Origin of the sequence: Kribbella sp. NPDC050470 (assembly GCF_044458365.1) — a bacterium.
GTDB lineage: Bacteria > Actinomycetota > Actinomycetes > Propionibacteriales > Kribbellaceae > Kribbella.
Map to the genome: position 1 here is coordinate 274,247 of NZ_JBITHV010000001.1, position 20,753 is coordinate 294,999.

The following is a 20,753-nucleotide window of genomic DNA, read 5'->3' on the forward strand; positions in this document are numbered from 1 at the left end:
CGCGCAGGGCAGAGCACGGGACTTGTGGTAGCTGGGGTTCAACCGCCCCGGACCGATGGAGCGCGCGCCTTATCCGACCCATGAGGAGCTCCGCATGATCCAGCTACGCAGGCATGGCACGGTGATCCGTGCGCTCGTGCTCGCCCTGATCGCGGCAGTGTTGGTCCCCACCATGTCACTGCCGGCCAGGGCCCACCCGGGCCACGGTGACGAGACCTTCAACGCCCTGATCTTCAGCAAGACCGCCGGGTTCCGGCACGACTCGATCCCGGCCGGGATCCAGGCGATCAACGAGCTCGCGGCGGCGAACGGCTTCACCGTCACCGCGACCGAGGACGCGTCGATGTTCAACGACACCGAGCTGGCCAAGTACGAGGTGGTCGTCTGGCTGTCGACGACCGGTGACGTCCTGAATGCCGACCAGCAGGCCGCCTTCGAGCGGTACATCCGGGCCGGCGGCGGGTACGCCGGCATCCACGCCGCCTCGGACACCGAGTACGACTGGCCCTGGTACGGCGAGCTCGTCGGCAGCTACTTCGACAGCCACCCACCGGGTACGCCCGCCGGCACGGTGAAGGTCGAGGACCACGCGCACCCGTCGACCGCCGAGGCGCCGACGATCTGGCAGCGCACCGACGAGTGGTACAACTACCGCACCAACCCGCGCGACAAGGTCCACGTGCTCGCCTCGCTCGACGAGTCGTCGTACACGGGCGGGAACATGGGGCCGGAGCACCCGATCACCTGGTGCCAGGACTACGACGGCGGCCGGGCCTGGTACACGGGCATGGGGCACACGATCGCGTCGTACGCCGAACCTGCCTTCCGGCAGCTGCTGCTCGGCGGTCTCAAGACGGCGGCCGGTGTCGTGCCCGCGGACTGTGGCGCTTCGCTGAGCGACAGCTACCAGACGGTGACGCTGGACGACGACACGTCGAACCCGATGGAGCTCGCGGTCGCCGGCGACGGCCGGGTGTTCTACATCGACCGGAACGGCGCGGTGAAGATCGTCAAGCCGGACGGCTCGGTCGTCACCGCCGGGACGCTGAACGTCTACACCGGCCAGGAGTTCGGCCTGCTCGGGATCGCGCTGGATCCCGCCTTCGCGTCGAACGGCTATGTGTACTTGTACTACTCGCCCGCCGGGACCGAACCCTTCGACCGGGTCTCGCGGTTCACGATGACCGGCGACACCCTCGACCTGGCGAGTGAGAAGCAGGTGCTGCGGATCGACACCCAGCGGGACCAGTGCTGTCACGCGGGTGGCGCACTCGAGTTCGATGGTCAGGGCAACCTCTTCATCGCCACCGGCGACAACAGCAACCCGTTCGACTCCGACGGCTACACGCCGATCGACGAGCGGTCCGGGCGGTCCGCGTGGGACGCGCAGCGCAGTGCCGCCAACAGCAACAACCTGAACGGCAAGATCCTCCGCGTCCACCCGTCGCCGGACGGCACGTACACGATCCCCAGCGGCAACATGTTCCCGCCTGGTACGGCGAAGACGCGGCCGGAGATCTACGCGATGGGCTTCCGGAACCCGTTCCGGATCGGCATCGACCCGACCACCAACCACCTCTTCGTGGCCGACTACGGCCCGGACGCGGGCGCGGTGTCGCCCACACGCGGTCCGGACGGACGGGTCGAGTGGGACATTCTCGACAAGCCCGGGTTCTACGGATGGCCGTACTGCGTCGGCAACAACACGCCGTACAACGATCATGACTTCGCGACCGGCACGTCGGGTGCGGTGTTCAACTGCAACGCGCCGGTGAACGAGTCGCCGAACAACACCGGCATCACGCAACTCCCGGCGGCGATCCCCGCGACGTTGTGGATGGGGAAGTCGACGACCGGCGTACCGGAGATCGGTGGCAGTGGCGCGCCGATGACGAGTGGCGCCTACCAGTACGACGCCGACAGCACGTCGGACCGCAAGTGGCCGGCGTACTTCGACGGCAAGGCGGTCTGGGCGGACTGGAACGACAGCCGGCTGTTCTCGGTGCAGCTGAACGACGACCGCAACGGCGTGGTCGACGTGTCCCGGATGCTGCAGAAGCTGAGCTTCATCCGGCCGCACGCGTTGCAGTTCGGGCCGGACGGCGCGTTGTACGTGATCGAGTGGGGGAGCGGGTTCGGCGGCAACAACGCCGACTCCGGGATCTACCGGATCGACTACGTGCAAGGGAATCGGGCGCCGATCGCGCAGTTCAGCACGGACAAGACATCCGGGCCGGCGCCGTTGACGGTCGCCTTCGACTCGACCGGGTCGCGCGATCCGGACGGGCAGCCGATCACGCTGGCCTGGGACTTCGATGGCAACGGTACGACGGACAGCACCGAGGCCAAGCCGTCGTACACCTATGCCACGGCCGGCGTCTTCACAGCCCGGCTGACGGTGTCCGACCCGGACGGCCGTACAGCGGTCTCGAACCGGACGATCACGTCCGGCAACACGGCGCCGACGATCACCGTGCAGGCTCCGGTCGATGGTGGATTCTTCGACTTCGGGGACACGATCCGCTACCGGGTGACCGTCACCGATCCCGAGGACGGTTTGGTCGACTGCAACGACGTGATCACCCAGCCGGCGCTCGGGCACGACGAGCACGCGCACGGGTACGAGCAGTACCGCGGGTGCGAGGGCACGTTCCCGTTGCCGGGCGACCAGGGGCATGTCGGGGCGAACATCTTCGGCATCGTCACCGTGACGTACACGGACAAGGGCGCGCCGGGGACGGGCACGATCACCACGCAGAAGGTCGTGCAGTTGCAGCCGAAGACGCGTGAGGCGGAGTACTTCGACGAGACCGGGGGACCGGGGTCCGCGCCCGGTGTGCAGGTCGAGGACACCGGTGACGTGGCCGGTGGCGGGAAGAACATCGGCTGGATCGAGGACGGCGACTGGTGGGGCTGGAAGCCAACGAACCTCACGCAGATCGACCAGATCCAGTTGCGGGCGGCCTCGCCCGAAGCGGGCGCGACTGTGCAGGTTCGGCAGGGGTCGCCGACCGACGGGCCGGTGGTGGCGACGATCCAGGTCTCGCCGACCGGCGGTTGGCAGACGTACGGCGACTTCACCGGCTCCGTGTCCGGGGCGTCGTTGGACAGCGGGCCGCTGTACTTCGTGAAGACGACCGGTCAGCTCAACGTCAACTGGGTGCGCTTCATCGGGAAGGGCGTCACGGAGAACCAGCGGCCGGCGGTCACTGCGTCGGCGTCGGTGACCCAGGGCAAGGCTCCGCTAACGGTGGACTTCACCGCGGCGGCGACCGATCCCGAGGGTGATCTGCCGCTGTCCTACGCGTGGAGCTTCGGAGACGGTTCCACTGCGTCGGGCGCGTCGGTGAGCCACACCTTCACGACACCGGGGACGTTCTCGGCCACCGTGACGGTGACGGACTCTCGCGGCGCGGCCGGGGTGGCCAAGGTTCCGATCACCGTGGACTCCCCGTCGTTGCCGGCCTGCCTGACCGGCCGGTCCGACGGCTTCGACGGTACGGCGCTGGACACCGAGCGCTGGTCCGCGGTCGTCCGGGGCAACCAGGAGCTCGTGGTTGCCGATGGCAAGTTGTCGATCCCGTTGACGGCGACCGACATCTACGGGACCGGCAACTCGGGCACGCCGAACGTCGTACTGCAGCCGTTGCCGTCCGGCGCGTGGCAGGCGACCACGAAGGTCACGCTGCCGGCCCGGCTGGCGTACCAGCAGGCCGGGTTGATCGTGTACGGCGACGACGACAACTACGCCAAGATGGTGATCCAGGGCCGGTCGACCGGAGCGCCGTCCGCGGCCGACCGGATCTTCCAGTTCATTCGCGAGGAAGGCGGCGTGCCGAACGAGGTCGCCGCGTCGAACACGGCCAACCTGGGCGCGTCGTACCCGGACACCGTCTGGGTGCGGTTCACCTCGGACGGGTCGTCGTTGCGGGCGGCGTACAGCGCGGACGGGGCGACGTTCACCGAGATGCCGGAGACCAAGCAGCTGGCCGGGATCTCGAACCCGCGGATCGGGGTCTTCGGGCTGACGAACCGGACCGAGGCGTTGCCGATCACGGCCGCGTTCGACTACTTCACCATCACACCGGACGACACTGCCGAGCAGGCGGCGCCGGACGACGAGTTCGCGGGTACGACGCTGGACGCCTGCCGGTGGTCGGCCGTCGTACGGCCTGATCCTGCGGCCTACCGGGTCGCCGGTGACCTGCTGGAGATCGACACCGGGAAGGGCGACATCTACCAGGGTGGCAACACGAACCCGGCCAACCTGATGCTGCAGCCGGCGCCGGACAGCGACTGGACGATCGAGACGAAGGTGGACGCGTCGGCGTTCGACGAGCGTTACCAGCAGGCCGGGCTGCTGGTGTACGCCGACGACGCGAACTACGTGAAACTCGACTACCTCACGACCAATGCGCCTGGGTCGCCGGTGACACGTGGTTTGGAGTTGCGCTCGGAGATCAACGACGTCGTGCAGTCACCGCAACCCAACGCGCCGACACCGACTCACGGCATCTGGCACCTGCGGATAGCCAAAACGGGCACGACCTATACCGCCTCCTACAGCGGGGACGGCCTGACGTGGGCGGCTCTGCCGGCTGTCACCAACGCTGCGCTGACCAACGCGAAGTTCGGCGTCTACGCCTTCGGGGCGGATCAGGTCGCGTCAAAGACAGCCCGGTTCGAGTACTTCCGGCTGGTCCGGGACACGGTCGCTCCGGCCGTCACCTTGTCGTTGAACCCGTCCACGCCTTCGGGTCTCGCCGGCTGGTGGACCGCGCCGGTCGTCGCCACCGCGAAGGCGACGGACGACCAGGGCGGTCAGGTGTACGTGGAGCAGAAGGTCGGGGACAGCAACTGGTCCGAGTACACCGCGCCTGTCACGTTGTCGGCTGACGGCACCCACACGCTGACCGTGCGTGCCAGCGACACAGCCGGCAATGTGTCCGAACCGGCGTCCGCCACGGTCAAGATCGACAGCACGGCGCCGACCGTCGCGGTGACCGGTCTGTCACCTGGGGGCTCCCTTGGCGTCGCCTCCGTCCTCGCGGTCACGGCTGCGGCGACGGACGCGCTGTCTGGTCCAGGGCCCGTGACGCTCGCGGTCGACGGTCGTCCGCTGACCGGCTCACTCGACGGCGTGCTGCTCGGTCTCGGGACGCACACGCTGACGGCATCCGCGGCTGATGTCGCCGGCAACAAGTCGGTGACCACGGTGCCGTTCACGGTCGTCGCGTCGTACGCCGAGGCCGTGAAGCTGGTCGACCGACTCCGGGCGGCCGGGACGGTGCCGGCGGCCACAGCGACGGTGCTGAAAGTCCAACTGGGGTTGGCGTCCGAGGCCGATCGGCGAGGCCGTGACAACGTCGCCCGGGTCGCGCTCGACCTCTACCTGGCCAAGGCCAGTACGGTGTCCGACACCGCCGCCCGCACCCTGCTCATTGCGGTGGGCAACGACCTGAAGTCCGGGCTGGGCTGATGACGTCCGCCGTGGGAGATCGCGCACCCTGGTGCTCGTCCGGCTGGTTCGGCCCCAGCCGAACGGCGGCAGCGCCTTCTCCCACGGCAGGCGGGGGACCACGGTCCCCGGTCCCCGGCGTCGCCCCCGCGCTCCAGGCGCCGCCGGGGACACCCCAGCCCCACCCAACAGACCCAGCTCGCCCCGGCTGGACCGCAGCACCGAAGGAAGCTCGACTAAGGAGTAGTGATGGCTCGACCGATTACCTTGTTCACCGGGCAGTGGGCTGATCTGCCGTTCGAGGAGGTGGCGCGGCTGGCGTCCGAGTGGGGGTACGACGGGCTGGAGATCGCCTGCTGGGGCGACCACCTCGACGTACGGCGGGCCGCGGAGGACGACTCGTACGTGCGCGACCGGCTCGACATCCTGGACAAGCACAACCTCAAGCTCTGGACGATTTCCAACCACCTGCTCGGCCAGGCGGTCTGCGACGACCCGATCGACCAGCGCCACCAGGCGATCCTGCCGGCGCACATCTGGGGCGACGGCGACCCCGAGGGCGTCCGGCAGCGGGCCGCTGAGGAGATGAAGACGACCGCCCGCGCCGCCCGCGCGCTGGGCGTCGACGTGGTCGTCGGTTTCACCGGCTCGTCGATCTGGAAGACGGTCGCGATGTTCCCGCCGGTCCCGCCGGCGATGATCGAGGCCGGCTACCGCGACTTCGCGGACCGCTGGAACCCGATCCTGGACGTGTTCGACGAGGTCGGCGTGCGGTTCGCGCACGAGGTGCACCCGTCCGAGATCGCGTACGACTACTGGTCGACCACCGCGACCCTGGAGGCGATCGGCCACCGCGAGGCGTTCGGCCTGAACTGGGACCCGTCGCACTTCGTCTGGCAGGACCTCGACCCGGTCGGCTTCCTGTGGGACTTCAAGGACCGGATCTACCACGTCGACTGCAAGGACGCGAAGCGCCAGGTCGGCAACGGCCGCAACGGCCGGATGGGCTCGCACCTGGCCTGGGGCGACCCGCGCCGCGGCTGGGACTTCGTGTCCACCGGGCACGGCGACGTACCGTGGGAGGCCTGCTTCCGGATGCTGAACACGATCGGGTACGACGGCCCGATCTCGGTCGAGTGGGAAGACGCCGGCATGGACCGCCTGGTCGGCGCCGCCGAAGCCCTCCAGTTCGTCCGCTCGCTGGCCTTCGACCCGCCCACCGCGTCCTTCGACGCCGCCTTCTCCTCCTGATCGGCCGGACGGCTGGGTGGGCCGCCTCGCCCACCCAGCCGGCTTTCGGAGCTACCCTCGATGGCATGACTGCAGGCAGGTACGTCGCCCGGATCGTCGAGGTGCCGGATCAGGGGATCAAGCTCGCGCCGGAGGCCGGGACGGTGGTTCCCGACCAGCCGACGCAGGTGAATCTGCTCGGGATGGCGATCGCGCTCGCGCTCGGCTCCGCCGGGTACCGGCATCACGCGATGCAGCGCGATCCGGAGATGCAGACCCTGGACGCGCTGCTGAGTGGTGACGCGGTGATGCCGTGGCAGGCCACGTCCGGCAGCGGTACGGCGTACGTCGTCTGCGACCTGAACGACGGCCGCCCGACCTGCGAGGTCCGGCCGAGCGCCGACTGACCTGGTGGACGCGACCTGGCCCGAGGCGCCCGCGCTCCGGCGGCCACGGATCCTGCGCCAGTGGTGGCGAGACCTGACGTTCCTGCACTGGGCCGTGGAACCGGCGGCGGTCGCGCACTTCTTCCCGCCGGGTGTCCGGCCGGACGTCTTCGAGGGACGCACGTACGTCGGCCTCGTGCCGTTCCGGATGACTGACACCGGGTTGGCTCGAGGTCCCGCCGTACCGTATGTGGGGAGCTTCCTGGAGACGAACATCCGGCTGTACTCCGTCGACACCTCGGGCCGGCGCGGCGTGGTCTTCCTCAGCCTGGACGCCGACCGCCTGGCCGTCGTCGCGGCCGCCCGGGCCGCCTTCGGCCTCCCGTACCGCTGGGCCCGGATGACGCATGTTGCTGACGGCAACCACCATGTCTATACCTCGACACTGCGCCGGGCACGCGCCTCCGCCACAGTCGAAGTCCGGCTCGGCCGGCCGGTCGAACCAGGTCCCTTCGAACACTTCCTGACCGCCCGCTGGGGACTCCACATTCAGCGAGCCGGCCACACCTGGTACCTCCCCAACCACCACCCCGCCTGGTCCCTGCGCACAGCCGACCTCCTCCGCTTCGAGGACCGCGGTCTGTTCGCCTCAGTCGGTCTCACCGACCTGAACCGCGCACCGGACCACGTGCTCCACAGCCCCGGCGTCCCCGCCGAGTTCGGCCGACCCTTCCGCGCCTGACCGCTCAGGAGAGGCGACGCCGTACGCGGTAGACAGCCAGGACGATCAGGATCACGGTCAGGCCGAGGAAGATGCCGGTCTCGATCGTCTGGAACAACCAGAACCGGTCGGCGGGCTGGAAGACCTGCAGGTTGTAGAGACCTTCCTCGCAGCCCTCGGGCGTCGGTCCGGCCGGCGTCCCGGTCGGTGGTGGCGAATCGATCCGGCACGATCGTTGCTGGTTCGCCGCGACCTGGACGCCGCTCGCGTCGTAGATGCCGGTGCGGATGATCCAGTCGCCGCTGAGCGGGTTCGGCTCGACGGTGCTGGTGACCGGGAACGTGCGCTCCTCCTGGGCCTGGAAGTGCGGCCGGGCCAAGCCGGCCACCACGAGCCGTACGGCGAGGAAGCCGACCAGCGTGGTCGCCATCGCCGTCATCACCCGCGGCGTCACCGTGCCGGCGAAGACGCCGAGCGCGACCGCGAACAGCGTGTACCCGATCGGGACGGTTCCCTGCTGGTCGAAGATCAGCACCGTGAAGCGGCTGCCGTTCGCGCCGTTCAGCGGCCGGATCCACCAACTCAGCAGCAGGGTGTACCCGATGGCGAGGGCGAGGCAGCCGGTTCCGACCAGTCCGAACTTCACCAGCGCCCAGCGCAGCCTGCTGATGCCCTGCGTCCAGACCAGCCGGTGGGTGCCGTGCTCGACCTCGCGGGCGACGAGTGGCGCGCCGAGGAACAGCCCGACCAGCAGCGGCAGCACGGCGAACAGGACCGCGAGCGGCTGCAGGTAGCCGAAGCGCGCCAGGAACTGGTTCGCGATCTCACCGCAGTCCCGCTGCGAATCATCGTCGACAGCAACGAACTCGGCGCCGGCGGTACGGCGCAGGCAGTCGGCCAGCCCGCTGTCGGTGAAGACGTCGTGCATCTTCAGCCCGGTCGGCAGGATCAGCGCCGCGACCGCGGCCATGCCGAGCACGACGAACAGGACCTGCTGCCGGTGCTGTCGCCAGGTCATCCAGATCATGACGTCACGTCCATTCCGAGCGGCGACGGTCCGGGCAGGACGCCCGCGCTCGGCTCGGCGAGGTAGGCGAGCACCAGATCCTCGAGACTGAGGTCGCGGATCGTCCAGGCCGGGTCGAGGACCGGTCCGTTGATGCGCGCCAGCAGGGTGGACTGCTTGTCGGTGTGGCTGTCGCGGATGACGGTCGCGACGCCCACCGGTGGGGCCGAGCGACGCGGACCGATCAGCACCTTGTGGTCGGCCAGTAGGTCGTCGACGGCGCCGATCACCTGCACGCGCGACTCCTGCAGCACGATCAGGTAGTCGCAGACCCGCTCCAGGTCGGCCACCAGGTGCGACGACAGCAGGACGGTCGTGCCGTCGTCGGCGACGGCTCCCATCAGCGCTTGGAGGAACTCGCGCCGGGCCAGCGGGTCGAGGCTCGCCACCGGCTCGTCCAGGATCAGGATCTCCGGGCGCTTCGCCAGCGCGAGCGCGAGCGCCACCTGGGCCCGCTGACCGCCGGACAGCTTGCCGACCTTGCGGTCGAACGGGATCCGCAGCCGTTCGAGCCGGCCGGCGGCGAGCGCGGAGTCCCACTGCCGGTTGAGCTTCTGGCCCATCTTGAGCAGGTCCAGGACGGTGAAGTCCGGATACATCGGGGCGTCCTGGGCGACGAACCCGACCTGGGTGAGCAGGTCGGCGTCGGCAGCCGGCGTACGGCCCAGAACCCGCACCGATCCGGCATCCGGCCGGAGCAACCCGACCGCGAGATGCAGCAGCGTGGTCTTGCCCGCGCCGTTCGGGCCGACCAGGGCCGCGACCCGGCCGGCCGGAAGCCGCAGCGAGCAGTCCCGCAAGGCCCAGGTCCGGCCGTACCGCTTGCCCAGGCCAGTGGTCTCGAGCGCCGTACTCATGCCTGCGCTATCCCCTCCTGAAACGTGGCCCGCAGCGTGGTCTCGACCAGGGCGACGATGTCATCCTGGTCCAGCCCCGCCGCGGTGGCCCGGCTGAGCCAGCCGACCAGGTCGTGCCGGAGCGCAGCCTGGTTCGCCAGTGACGGACCGGCCAGCGACCGCGTCACGAACGTGCCGACGCCCGGGCGCGCGCTGACCAGCCCTTCGAGCTCCAGTTGCCGGTACGCCTTCAGCACCGTGTTCGGGTTGATCGCCAGCGACTCGGCGACCTCCCGAACCCGCGGCAGCTGGTCACCGGGGTCGATCAGGCCGAGCCGCAGCGACTGCCTGACCTGCTGCACCAGCTGCATGTAGGTCGCGACCTTCGAGTGCCCGTCGAGGTGGAACTCGATCACGCCAGCCTCCCTATTGTCTTACTCAAGTAAGACAATAAGACAACCGGGATGTCAAGAATCCGCGGCCGGTTCCGACGTACCTGTGAAGGCGCCCGGACGGCGGGTGCCCGGATCCGGAGGACGGACCGATGGAACCCCTGAACCTGATGGTCTCGCTGAGCCACTTCGGCAACGCCAAGTCGACTCTCCCGCCGAAGCAGAAGCGCCGCACGACCAGCAAGCCGCGCGGTACGACGACCCGTCGCGCCACTCGCCGCGCCATCCGCTGGTTCCGTACGGCGACTGCCCGCTAGCGCGGTGGCCGGTACATCGCGTAGTGGATCGGGCCGCGGTGCGGAAGCTCCAGCTCGGCGATGACGGTGAAACCGAGGGACTCGTAGAAGGCGAGGTTGCCGGGCTCCTGGGTTTCCAGGAAGGCGGCCGAGTGGTCGGCGTCGGCGGTGGCCAGCCCGGGCCCGATCACGGCCCGGCCGAGCCCCTGGCTGCGCCGTTCGGGATCGACACCGACCAGCGCGAGGAACCACACGGGTTCGCGCGGGCGGAAGACGCCCATCGCCTGCTCGTACTCCGCCGCCAGCTCCGCCCGGGAGCCGGCCAGTTCCCGGAACGCGTCCGCGTGCGGAGCGAAGGCGTTCGGGGGAGTGGCCGGCGTCGTCCAGACGGCGACCGCGCTCACGTCCGACGTCACCCAGACCCGCCCGTGCGGCAGGCCGATCCGGGTCAGGAAGAGCCGCTGGTACTGCGTGAGCCGGTCGAGGTAGTGGTCCGGATCGAGGCCCATCCGCGTCATCGGGTAGTCCTCGAACGCGCGGGCCAGGGTGCGGACCGCCGCGTCCACATCCGTCGCACTCGCCCGCCGTACCTCCATGGTCCGAGCCTACGTTTTCAGCGTCTGCAGGATCAGGTCGGCGACGGCTCGCATGCCGGCCGCGTTCGGGTGGTACGGCGCGCCGCCGAGCAGCTTGAACCCGGTCGTCCAGGGATCGGGCGATCCGATCGCGTGGTCCCGGCTCGCCGCCGAGGCCGTGACCAGGTCGGCGCCCGTGGTCGCGGCCGCCTTCGCGAACGCGGCAGCGAGCCCGTCGGCCATCATCGCGACACTCGGAAGCTGCTCTTCGTTCAGTGGTACGTCGAGCCGCGGCCGAGTGCTCGGGCCGACCAAGGTGAGGTAGTCGACCAGCAGGATGCGCGCCGAGGGAGCCCGGTCGCGGACGCTTCCGACGACGGTGACGAGTGAGTCGGTGACGGCCTGGTAGGCGGCGTCGTCCTTGAGGTAGCTGACCCGGGCGCGGATCCGGTTCGCGACCCGGCGGCCGAGCAGGGTCGCCGGCTTGGCCAGGGTGTTGAGCATGCTGCCCCGGATGAACGTCCCGACGTACTCGAGATCGTTGCCTCCGGCAGTGATCGTCACCAGCGCGGTGTCGGGCGTGACCGCTTCGAGCTGCGGGGGCGCCGCGTCCTGCGGGGTGTCGAGCAGGTTCGCGGTGGTCGCGCCGGAGTAGCTGACGTCGACCAGGTCGAGGCCGAGCTCGGCGGCGACCAGGTGCGCGTAGTTGTTGGCCGAGCGTCCCGCCGGCTTGTGCACGATCGGGTTGATTCCTGGCCCCGCGGCGAACGAGCTGCCAAGGGCGACGTACCGGCTGCCGGGTCGGATCACCGGACCACGATAGCTGCGACCTACCAGGACGGGAGACCTGGCTGCCCGCGCAGGGACGCTTGACATACTGCACGGCGTGACTGACGACGTGTTCGGGGTGGGCGGGATTCGGGAGCGGGTGCTGGCCGGGTGGCTGGCGGCGCCGGTGCGGTTTCGGGAGGATGCGAACGCCGAGGAGGAGCTCGCGCTCGGCGGGTACGTCGACCGGGTCGTCATCGAGCTCGCGCAGAACGCGGCGGACGCCGCGGCGCGGGCGGGGGTGCCGGGGCAGGTGCTGTTCGAGTTCCGGGACAACACGCTGGTCGTCGCCAACACGGGCGCGCCGTTGTCCGCGGCCGGGGTCGAGTCGCTGGCCACGCTGCGGGCATCGGCGAAGCGGGACGAGGCTGCGGTCGGGCGGTTCGGCGTCGGGTTCTCCGCGGTACTCGCGGTGACGGACGAGCCGGTGGTGCTGTCGCGGACCGGGGGAGTGCGGTTCTCGAAGGCGGACACGGCGGCGACGATCGCCGCGCTCGGGTCCGCTGGGCTGGACACCGAGGTACGGCGACGTGGCGGCCAAGTGCCCGTACTGCGTCTGCCGTTCGAAGCAGCCGGCGAGCCGCCGGACGGCTACGACACCGCGGTCATCCTGCCCCTTCGCGACGAGGCCGCCGCCGCCCTCGTCCGCCGCCTCCTCGACGAGGCCGGCGATGCGCTCCTGCTCGCCCTCCCCGGCCTGGAGCGCATCGAGATCGAAACCGCGCACGGCCGGCGCGTCCTGGAAGACGTCGAGTCCCGCTGGCATATCCACCGCGTAGCCGGCGTCTTCACCGAACCCCAACGCGAGCAGTTGCTCGCCGACCGCCCCACCGAAGAACGCACCCGCCCCCAGTGGTCAGTCCTCTGGGCACTCCCATCCGCCGGCGCACTGCCGGGGGTCGTGCATGCTCCTACGCCTACTGACGAGCCACTGAGCCTGCCTGTGTTGCTGTTGGCAACTTTCCCGCTCGACTCCACCCGGCGGCATGTGGCGCAGGGGCCATTGACCGACTGGCTGGTGCGGGAGTCGGCAACCGCCTATGCAGAGCTGTTGCGGCGACGGGTCGAGGACGGCGACGACGTGCTTCACCTGGTGCCCACCGGGCTTGCCGCGGGGGCGCTGGATCACGCGCTCCGGGATGCGATTGTCGCCGTGCTGCCAGACACCCCGGTGCTCCGGGTGGTGGAGGACGGGGCGACCATCCGGCCGCGGGATGCGGTGGTGGTCGAGGGGGCGGATGAGGCGTTCACCGGGCGACTCGGGGCGATCGTGCCGGGGTTGGTCCGGTCGAGCTTGCAGTTTCGGAGTGCGCTGGATGCGTTGGGCGTGCGCCGGCTCGAGCTGGCGGAGGTGGTTGACCAACTCGGGGCGCAGCACGAGCCGGAGTGGTGGCGGGACTTGTACGCGTCGCTCGCCGGCATGGTGACGGACGCGCTCCTGCGCGAGTCGCTCGGCACGCTCCCGGTCCCGCTCGCCGACGGTCGGCTCATGCGCGGCGTGCGCGGCCTGCTCCTGCCCGGTCCCGAGCTACCGGTCGACGCGCTCAAGGAGTTCGGCGAGTACGGCGTCCGCATCGTCCACCCCGACGCCGTCGCGCCAGCGCTCGAACGCCTCGGCGCGCTCCCGGCGACCCCGCGGACGTTGCTCGAGGACAGCGCCGTACGCACCGCCGTCGAGCACTCGCTGGAAGCCGACGACCCGGACGCGATCGCGCACGCCGTCCTGAGCCTGGTCGCCGCCGACCCGGCGCAGGCGGACGGCCTGTGGTGGCTCGCCGACCTCGCGCTCCGCGACGCCGACGGTGACCTCGTGCCCGCGAACGCGCTCGTCATCCCAGGATCCGAGGCCGAGTCGATCCTCGACGCCGACGAGGTCGCCCCGATCGACCGCGCGCTCCTCGACCGCCACGGACTGCCCGCGTTGGAGGCAGTCGGCGTGCTCGCGACGCTCGGTGTCGTCACCGCCTCGGACATCGCGCTCGACGAGCTGCCCGAGTCCTTCACCGACCTCGACGGTATCGAGGACTGGGCGTACGACGTGGCGCCCGACGGCTCCCGCTACGGCGCGACGATCGGCGAACTGAGCGCGATCCGGGACCTCGACTGGATCACCGACGACGCCTGGCCACGAGTCCTCGAACTGTTCGGCTCCTCACCCGATCTCCGCCGTGCCCTGGTGACCCAGGTGCGCGTGGTCGGACCCGACGACCGTACGCTCGGCGTCCCGTCGTACGCCGCCTGGTGGATCCGCGAACGCGTGCTGCTCGAGGACGGCGAACCGCTCGCCGGCCGGGCCGATCCGGACGCCGACCCCGTGCTCGCGAGCTTCCTCGACGAGGCCCCGGCGTGGACGGCCCAGCTCGACCCCGAGGTGCGTACGGCGGTCGGCCTCGTCCGCGACGTCGGTGATCTCGACGCGGACGGCATCAGCCTGCTGCTCGAACGGCTCGCGGATCCGGACCGCGATGTCGAGGAGAGCGAGCTGCTGCGGTTGTGGAGCCGGCTCGGCACGTTGGCCGTCTTCCCGGGCGACGCCCCCGAGCAGGTCCGGGTCCTCGCGGACGACGGCCTGACCCGCGTCACCATGGCCGGCAGCGCGGTGGTCGTCGACGGCCCGATGTGGTTGCAGCGCGAGGATCTGGGCGGTTTCGTCGTCGCCTCCGGTGCCGCGGCGGACGGTTTGAGCGACCTGCTCGACGTACCGATGGCGCAAGAAGTTGCCCAGGGCAAGATCGACGGCGCGGGTACGGCGGCCGACGTGCCGGAGATCGTCCGTGAGCTGGTCCCCGAGGTCCCGGCGACGTGGTGGGAGCACGAGGAGCTCACCGTCGACGGGGTCGAGGTGTCGTGGTGGGTGGACGAGGACGGTGCGCCGCATGCGGCGACGTTCGACGGTCTGGCCAAGGCGCTGGCCTGGGCGAGCGGACGGTGGGACCAGCGGCACGTGATCCGCGCCGTGCTCAACGAGCCGGACCGTAGCTCCGAGCTGCTGGTCGACGCCGCCTACGACTGAGCCAGCAGTTGCAGCGCCGGGTTGTCGATCTCGGCGCTGAGCGATCGCGCTGTGGCGACGGCCCGTTGGTCGCCGAGCCGACCGAGGTGGAGCTGCGCGTGAACGAGCATCTCCCGGAGGTCGCAACGTGCGGCCAGCGAGGACAGGCTGCCGGCCAGGTGCTGCGCACGTTCGCCGTCGGATCGCTCGATCGCCGTCCCGACCGCGGTGTCGAGAACGTGCGCGTGCACCCACTGGTACCGATCGGGTTCACGACTCGCCCGCGTCAGCGCGAGATCGAGCCACTCGGTCGCACCCGGGTAGTCGCCGCGGCTGGCGTGCAGCATCGCCAACCCGCGACCTGCCATGCCCTCCCAGCACGGGTCGTTCAGCTGGCAGCCCATCGCCCACGCCTGCTCGAATCCTTCGGCCGACGTGTCCAGGTTGCCGGCGTACAGCTCGATCTCAGCGGCCAGGGCCTGCGGCCAAGGCAGGAAGGCGATCCAGCGTTCCTGCCGGACGAGGTCGAGCGTCTCGGCGAGCGTCTTGGCGGCCTCGCCGTACTCCGAACGCAGCAGCTGCGCCCGCCCGACCAGGGCCAGGGACCATGCCTGCTGCCGGTGATCGCCACAGCGGGCAGCGAGCTCCACCGACTCGCCCAGCTGCTCGAACGCGGCCGGGTAGTCGGCCCGGTCGGACGAGTTCATCCCGCGGACGCCGAGGATCGCGGCGTTCTCCGCATCGGTCTCGGCGAGCGCATGGGCCTTGGACAGCCACTCGTCCCCGGTCTGCCGCCGCCCGGCCTGGACCTCGATGAACCCGAGCTCGCGCAGCGCCAGCACTGTGGTCGCCCGCTCACCGGCCGCGTCGGCGACCGTCAACGCCTCGTGCAGGACGATCGCACCCTCCTCGTCGTGCCCGCGAATCGCATGCACGAGCGCGCCGCCGAGCGCCGCGAGAGCCCTTGCCTCCAAGGTCTTGTCGTGGCACTCGACCGCGAGCGCCGCGGCCTGGCGCAGGCATTGCAACCCAGCGTCGACCGCACCGGCGACGATCGCCGCGCGGCCGGCCTGCAGCTGACTGACGGCGGCGGCCCGCCCGCGCAGCGGTGGGCCCGTCAGGGACTCGACCCGCGCTGCTTCCCGGAGCGACCCGGAGACCGAGATGCCGAGCTCACGCTGGAACAGGTCCTCGCAGATCGAGATCTGCCGCAGCGCGCGCACCCGATCGCCGGAGGTGGCCAGGCTCCGGATCAGCAGCTCGTGGTTGCCCTGCTCGTGCGGATTGATCTCAACCGCCTTGGCAGCAAAGGGAATCGCCTTGGCCGCCTGCCCGGCCGCGAGCAGGGCGATCGCGTTCTGCCGGAGCCGGGCCTCGATCGTCCCGGCGATCCGGCGCCGCTCCACCAGCAACCAGGACTCGAACTCCGGACAGGACTCCAGGTCGACGCCTTCGAGCAGCTCACCGCCGAGTGTCAGCAGCGACTCCGGATCGGTCGACGGCTCGGCCAGCTCCAGTACGTCGACAATCGTCGTACCGTCGAGTGTCGTCACCACCGGATCGCCGGACAGCAGGTCGGGAACGTCGAGGGCACGACGAAGCTCGGCCAGCGTCCAGCGCAGCGCGCCGAGCGGATCCTCGGCGTCACCGAAGAACAGCTCGGCGAGCCGGCGGCGGCTGGGCGGCCGCTCGGCCAGCAACAGGTAGCCGAGCAGCGCCCAGGCCTTCCGCCCGCGCGGCTGACGACCCGGCTCCCCGCCGTGCTCGACCACCGGCGGCCCGAGCAACCGAATCGTCGCCATACCGCTCCCCTCCACGCCTCGCGTGCTTGCCCATCCGGTTCGGGGGTTGCCCATTGGAAATTCCAGTGGGCAACCCCTCATCCGAGTGGGCAAGCTCCCCCGAGACCAGTGTGACCCCTCAGCGGCGGATTCCCACGGCTTCCAGGTATTCCGCGCGGGCGGCGACGGTGCCGTCGTCGGCGTAGTCGAACGGTCGCGGAACGTCGGCGAGCTCGCGGGCGAACTCGTGCAGGTCCTCGCCGTCCAGCGTCCCGGCCAGCCGCGTGATCGGGCCGTAGAAGTCCCGGAACCACTCCGAGAAGTGCTCCGGCGTGTGGTAGCGGAACACGAACTCGCGCCGGTTCAGCGCGACCCACTCGACCCGGTCGCCGAACAGCTCGAACAGGTGGTCCTCGGTGCCCCACAGCGTCGGCGGCCGCACCCCGGCGGGCGGCGGCGCCCACTTGGACACGGTCTTGAACATCTGCCCGATCATGCCGGACGGCGTCCAGTTGGCCAGCGCGATCTTCCCGCCCGGAGCGGTCACCCGGACCAGCTCGTCGGCCGTCTGCTGGTGGTTCGGCGCGAACATCACGCCGACCGTGCTGCAGACCAGGTCGAACGACGCGTCCGGAACCGGCAGGCTCTCGGCGTCGCCCTCGGTGAAGGTGATCGGCAGGTGCTCGGCGGCGGCCCGCTCCCGGCCCTGCTCGAGCAGGTTCGGCGCGTAGTCGACACCGGTCGCCTCGGCGAACCGCCGGGCGGCCGCCATCGCCGCGTTGCCCTGGCCGCAGGCAACGTCGAGGACCCGTTGCCCGGCCCGTACGTCGGCGGCCTCGACCAGGTTCTCGGCGATGATCTGCAGCGTGTTGCCGACCCGCGGGTAGTCGCCGGTCTGCCAGGACGCTCGCTGCTTGGACTTGATCGCCTCGAAGTCCACGGTCGTGTTGGTCGTCATGTCTCCCCCTGGAGTAACGGTTCTGATACGCGACCGCTTCGGTGCGGCCGCCGTACCGATGGAAGACGGCCGCCGTGTGACGCGGCGTGTGACGAAACCGGCGAGCTCCCGCCTGAGCGCCGTCACGCAGAGCGAACCAACGTTGTCAAAGGTTGGTATATCGACTGACCTGCACGTTCAGCGTCGTTGTTCCAACGTGGCAATGAACTCTTGCCAACGTTGTCAACGCTACTTATAGTCCGTCACACCTCTCGGTGGGTGATCGCCCTGTCCGCGCAACGAAAACGGAGGTGACTTTCGTCATGAACGAAGCACCGCGCCCCCAGTACGAAGACGTCGCAGATGTCGTCCGCTACCAGCTGAGCCGGCGGCACATGCTCGGAGGAGGTGCCGCGGCCGCGATGACGGCCTTCCTCGCGGCCTGCTCCGGCAGCGGCGGTTCATACTCCGACAAACCTGCCGACAACAAGCCGGCCGCCACCAAGTCGATCCAGATCGGCAAAGCGAACATCCCGGTCCCGCGGGACCAGTCGGTGATCGTCGGCCAGGTCGAGTACACGGTCTTCGACAGCTTCAACGGGATGATCCCGAACGGCTCTCCCGGCGGCGCCGGCGTCGAGCTCGCCACCGAGCCGCTGTTCTTCCTCAGCTTCGCCACCGGCAAGCTGACGCCCTGGCTGGCCACCGAGTACAAGTACAACGACGACCACACCGAGCTGACCATCAAGTTCGACCCGAAGGCGCACTGGAACGACGGCAAGCCGCTGGGCGCGAACGACTTCAAGTTCACCGTGATGATGCTGAAGGACCGTCCGGACCTGTTCGGCGGCGGTGGTGAGCTGAAGGAGTTCGTGAAGGACGTCGAGGTCACGGACCCGCACACCGCCGTGGTCAAGCTGCTCAAGCCGACCCCCCGGCTGCACTACAACTTCATCGCCGCGATCGCCGGGGCGCCGAACAACATCATGCCCGAGCACATCTGGAAATCGCAGGACCCGACGAAGTACAAGGACAACCCGCCGGTGCGGTCCGGCCCGTACAAGCTGAAGCAGGCGATCCGGAACCAGAAGATGTTCGTCTGGGAGAAGGACCCGAACTACTGGAACAAGGACAAGCTCGACGTCAAGGCGCAGTACGTCGTCTTCCAGAGCACGTCGAAGCAGGCCGACCAGGCCTCGCTGTCGTTCGAGAAGGCGGAGTTCGACGTCGGCTCGATCGACGAGCAGCACGCCAAGCAGCTGCGCAACACCGGCTACCCGGCGCTGCAGACCACGCAGTTCCACGACCCGAACCCGCGGGTGCTGTGGCTGAACTGTGACCCGGCCCGCGGCGTGATCTCGGAGCCCAAGATGCGCCAGGCGATCAACCACTGCCTGGACCGGGAGAAGATCGGCAAGTCCGTCTGGCAGGTCGAGGTGCCGCCGGCGATCTACCCGTGGGCGGACTACCCGACCAACGACAAGTGGAAGAACGACGAGCTGGCGAACAAGTACAAGTACGACTACAACCTGGACAAGGCGACCCAGCTGCTCGACGAGATCGCCCCGAAGAACGCCGCCGGCAAGCGGACGTACAAGGGCAAGGAGATCAACCTCGAGATCATCACGCCCGCGCCGGTCGACAAGGACGAGTACGCGATCGCCAACGTGCTGAAGGTCGACCTGGCCAAGGTCGGGGTGCCGGCCACGCTGCGCAGCCTGTCCGGCAGCGTGCACGACCAGAAGTTCCAGCGCGGCGAGTACGACATCGATTCCAGTTGGGCCGGGTTCGCCATCGACCCCGAGCAGCTCTACACCGACTGGGAGAGCAGCAAGGCCCAGCCGATCGGCAAGAACGCCGCCGGCCGGAACAAGATGCGGTTCCGGGACCCGCAGTTCGACGAGATCTCCCAGAAGCTGGCCGGGATGGACCCGAACAGCGAGGAGGCCAAACCGCTGCTCGACCAGGCGCTGGAGATCTACTTCCAGAAGCTGCCGCTGCTGCCGGTGATCCAGACCGGGTACCCGCAGTTCTTCAACACCGCGTTCTGGTCCGGCTGGCCGACCGACGACGACCTCTACGAGGTACCGCTGAACTGGTGGCCGCACTTCATCTTCGTGCTCGCCAAGATCAAGGCCACCGGGCAGAAGGGACCGGCGTGACGGCGGAAGCCGCGCCGGTGGTGACTGTCGACGAGAGCCAGGACTCCGCACCCGCCTCGGGGGTGCGGGCCTGGCTGTCGCGGCATCCGCTGGCGGCGTACGCGCTGCGCCGGTTCGGGCTCTACGTGGTGGAGCTGTGGGGCGCGCTCACCATCGCGTTCTTCTTCTTCCGGATGATGCCGGGCGACCCGATCCAGACGCTGATCCAGACCCTGCAGCAGAACTACATCTACAACCAGCAGGCCAGCGCCGAGCTGATCGCGCGGTACCAGCACGAGTTCGGGCTCGACGGCAACATCTTCTCCCAGTACCTCAAGTACATGGAGAAGCTGGTCCTGCACGGCGACATGGGCCCGTCGCTGATCAACTACCCGACGCCGGCGCAGACCGTCATCCTCAGGTCGTTGCCCTGGACCATCGGCCTGCTCGGCATCTCGGCCGTGCTGGCCTGGATCTTCGGCGTGGTGATCGGCGCGATCGCGGGCTGGCGGCGCGGCAAGCTCGGCTCGCGGGTCGCGACCAACCTGTCGATCGCGCTGTCGCACGTGCCGTACTTCTTCGTCGCGCTGATCCTGGTGTACGTCTTCGCGTACACCCTCGGCATGCTGCCGGCCAGATCGGCGTACGACTCGAGCATCAACCCCGGCATCACACCGGAGTTCATCGGCAGCGTACTCAAGTACGGCTTCCTGCCGGCGTTCTCGATCGTGCTGATCGGGACGTTCAGCTGGATTCTGTCCACCCGGATGCTGATGATCCCGATCCTCGGCGAGGACTACCTGGTGTACGCCGAGGCCAAGGGCCTGAAGGGTTCGCGGATCCTGACCCGGTACGCGCTGCGGAACTGCTACCTGCCGCAGATCACCGCGTTCGGCATCTCGCTCGGCTTCATCTTCAACGGCAACGTGCTGGTCGAGCAGCTGTTCAACTACCCGGGGCTCGGGACGACGCTGGTCACCGCGATCCAGCAGCTCGACTTCAACACGATCCTCGGAGTGACCAACATCGCGATCTTCTCGGTGCTCACCGCAGTCCTGATCCTCGACCTCCTGCTCCCGCTGCTGGATCCGCGGGTCAAGTACTGGAAGTGATG

General features: G+C 69.4%; 15 protein-coding genes. 8 read left to right on the top strand and 7 right to left on the bottom strand.

What is annotated here, in order from left to right:
- The first annotated feature begins 94 nt into the window (after nt 1-94).
- From ACIBGM_RS01250 to ACIBGM_RS01265, 4 genes are all read left to right on the top strand, one after another.
- Nucleotides 95-5,479 (top strand): ThuA domain-containing protein, encoded by a 5,385-nt coding sequence (locus ACIBGM_RS01250; RefSeq protein WP_396384084.1) that lies wholly within the window; start codon nt 95-97, stop codon nt 5,477-5,479.
- Nucleotides 5,480-5,707: 228 nt separating this feature from the next.
- Nucleotides 5,708-6,709 carry a sugar phosphate isomerase/epimerase family protein gene (locus tag ACIBGM_RS01255; RefSeq protein WP_360515196.1) on the top strand — a complete coding sequence of 334 codons (1,002 nt, stop codon included), beginning with the start codon at nt 5,708-5,710 and terminating at the stop codon, nt 6,707-6,709.
- 65 nt (nt 6,710-6,774) lie between these two features.
- A complete protein-coding gene (locus tag ACIBGM_RS01260) occupies nt 6,775-7,095 on the top strand; it encodes a hypothetical protein (RefSeq protein ID WP_360515199.1) in 321 nt (106 codons plus the stop codon).
- 4 nt (nt 7,096-7,099) lie between these two features.
- Nucleotides 7,100-7,816 (top strand): DUF2071 domain-containing protein, encoded by a 717-nt coding sequence (locus tag ACIBGM_RS01265; protein ID WP_360515202.1) that lies wholly within the window; start codon nt 7,100-7,102, stop codon nt 7,814-7,816.
- A 4-nt stretch (nt 7,817-7,820) separates the two neighbouring features.
- On the opposite strand, the gene ACIBGM_RS01270 is transcribed toward ACIBGM_RS01265, so the two are convergent.
- From ACIBGM_RS01270 to ACIBGM_RS01280, 3 genes are read right to left on the bottom strand one after another with little or no spacing between them, the layout of a single operon-like run.
- Entirely contained in the window at nt 7,821-8,822 is a 1,002-nt protein-coding gene (locus tag ACIBGM_RS01270; protein ID WP_360515205.1) for an ABC transporter permease subunit, read from the bottom strand.
- A complete protein-coding gene (locus ACIBGM_RS01275) occupies nt 8,819-9,718 on the bottom strand; it encodes an ABC transporter ATP-binding protein (protein ID WP_360515208.1) in 900 nt (299 codons plus the stop codon). The genes ACIBGM_RS01270 and ACIBGM_RS01275 overlap by 4 nt, the downstream gene beginning before the upstream one ends.
- Nucleotides 9,715-10,113, bottom strand: coding sequence for a GntR family transcriptional regulator (locus ACIBGM_RS01280; protein WP_396384085.1), 399 nt, complete (start codon nt 10,111-10,113; stop codon nt 9,715-9,717). Before ACIBGM_RS01280 ends, ACIBGM_RS01275 begins: the two co-directional genes overlap by 4 nt.
- 128 nt (nt 10,114-10,241) lie before the next feature.
- On the opposite strand from ACIBGM_RS01280, the gene ACIBGM_RS01285 reads away from it, so the two are divergent.
- Complete coding sequence (locus tag ACIBGM_RS01285; protein ID WP_360515214.1) at nt 10,242-10,406, top strand: hypothetical protein; 165 nt, start codon at nt 10,242-10,244, stop codon at nt 10,404-10,406.
- On the opposite strand, the gene ACIBGM_RS01290 is transcribed toward ACIBGM_RS01285, so the two are convergent.
- The gene (locus tag ACIBGM_RS01290; protein WP_360515217.1) at nt 10,403-10,981 is read right to left on the bottom strand and encodes a GNAT family N-acetyltransferase; all 579 of its coding nucleotides are present in this window, start codon (nt 10,979-10,981) and stop codon (nt 10,403-10,405) included. The genes ACIBGM_RS01285 and ACIBGM_RS01290 overlap by 4 nt on opposite strands.
- Nucleotides 10,982-10,990: 9 nt before the next feature.
- Entirely contained in the window at nt 10,991-11,770 is a 780-nt protein-coding gene (locus ACIBGM_RS01295) for an SGNH/GDSL hydrolase family protein (protein WP_396384086.1), read from the bottom strand.
- A 76-nt stretch (nt 11,771-11,846) separates the two neighbouring features.
- On the opposite strand from ACIBGM_RS01295, the gene ACIBGM_RS01300 reads away from it, so the two are divergent.
- Nucleotides 11,847-14,801 carry a sacsin N-terminal ATP-binding-like domain-containing protein gene (locus tag ACIBGM_RS01300; RefSeq protein ID WP_396384087.1) on the top strand — a complete coding sequence of 985 codons (2,955 nt, stop codon included), beginning with the start codon at nt 11,847-11,849 and terminating at the stop codon, nt 14,799-14,801.
- Here ACIBGM_RS01300 and ACIBGM_RS01305 read toward each other — a convergent pair.
- Nucleotides 14,792-16,582 (bottom strand): BTAD domain-containing putative transcriptional regulator, encoded by a 1,791-nt coding sequence (locus tag ACIBGM_RS01305; protein WP_396384088.1) that lies wholly within the window; start codon nt 16,580-16,582, stop codon nt 14,792-14,794. The two genes, ACIBGM_RS01300 and ACIBGM_RS01305, sit on opposite strands and share 10 nt — an antisense overlap.
- A gap of 118 nt (nt 16,583-16,700) precedes the next feature.
- Nucleotides 16,701-17,519 (bottom strand): class I SAM-dependent methyltransferase, encoded by an 819-nt coding sequence (locus tag ACIBGM_RS01310; protein WP_360515229.1) that lies wholly within the window; start codon nt 17,517-17,519, stop codon nt 16,701-16,703.
- 302 nt (nt 17,520-17,821) lie between these two features.
- Here ACIBGM_RS01310 and ACIBGM_RS01315 point away from each other — a divergent pair, with 302 nt between their 5' ends.
- Nucleotides 17,822-19,660 (top strand): ABC transporter substrate-binding protein, encoded by a 1,839-nt coding sequence (locus ACIBGM_RS01315; RefSeq protein ID WP_396384089.1) that lies wholly within the window; start codon nt 17,822-17,824, stop codon nt 19,658-19,660.
- Nucleotides 19,657-20,751 (top strand): ABC transporter permease, encoded by a 1,095-nt coding sequence (locus ACIBGM_RS01320; RefSeq protein WP_396384090.1) that lies wholly within the window; start codon nt 19,657-19,659, stop codon nt 20,749-20,751. Before ACIBGM_RS01315 ends, ACIBGM_RS01320 begins: the two co-directional genes overlap by 4 nt.
- The last annotated feature ends 2 nt before the right edge of the window (nt 20,752-20,753 follow it).

Excerpts from the sequence above, each read along its gene's own strand:
- ACIBGM_RS01250 (WP_396384084.1), top strand. The coding sequence starts at position 95 with ATGATCCAGCTACGCAGGCATGGCACGGTGATCCGTGCGCTCGTGCTC.
- ACIBGM_RS01255 (WP_360515196.1), top strand. The coding sequence starts at position 5,708 with ATGGCTCGACCGATTACCTTGTTCACCGGGCAGTGGGCTGATCTGCCG.
- ACIBGM_RS01260 (WP_360515199.1), top strand. The coding sequence starts at position 6,775 with ATGACTGCAGGCAGGTACGTCGCCCGGATCGTCGAGGTGCCGGATCAG.
- ACIBGM_RS01270 (WP_360515205.1), bottom strand. The coding sequence starts at position 8,822 with ATGATCTGGATGACCTGGCGACAGCACCGGCAGCAGGTCCTGTTCGTC.
- ACIBGM_RS01275 (WP_360515208.1), bottom strand. The coding sequence starts at position 9,718 with ATGAGTACGGCGCTCGAGACCACTGGCCTGGGCAAGCGGTACGGCCGG.
- ACIBGM_RS01285 (WP_360515214.1), top strand. The coding sequence starts at position 10,242 with ATGGAACCCCTGAACCTGATGGTCTCGCTGAGCCACTTCGGCAACGCC.
- ACIBGM_RS01290 (WP_360515217.1), bottom strand. The coding sequence starts at position 10,981 with ATGGAGGTACGGCGGGCGAGTGCGACGGATGTGGACGCGGCGGTCCGC.
- ACIBGM_RS01305 (WP_396384088.1), bottom strand. The coding sequence starts at position 16,582 with ATGGCGACGATTCGGTTGCTCGGGCCGCCGGTGGTCGAGCACGGCGGG.
- ACIBGM_RS01310 (WP_360515229.1), bottom strand. The coding sequence starts at position 17,519 with ATGACGACCAACACGACCGTGGACTTCGAGGCGATCAAGTCCAAGCAG.
- ACIBGM_RS01315 (WP_396384089.1), top strand. The coding sequence starts at position 17,822 with ATGAACGAAGCACCGCGCCCCCAGTACGAAGACGTCGCAGATGTCGTC.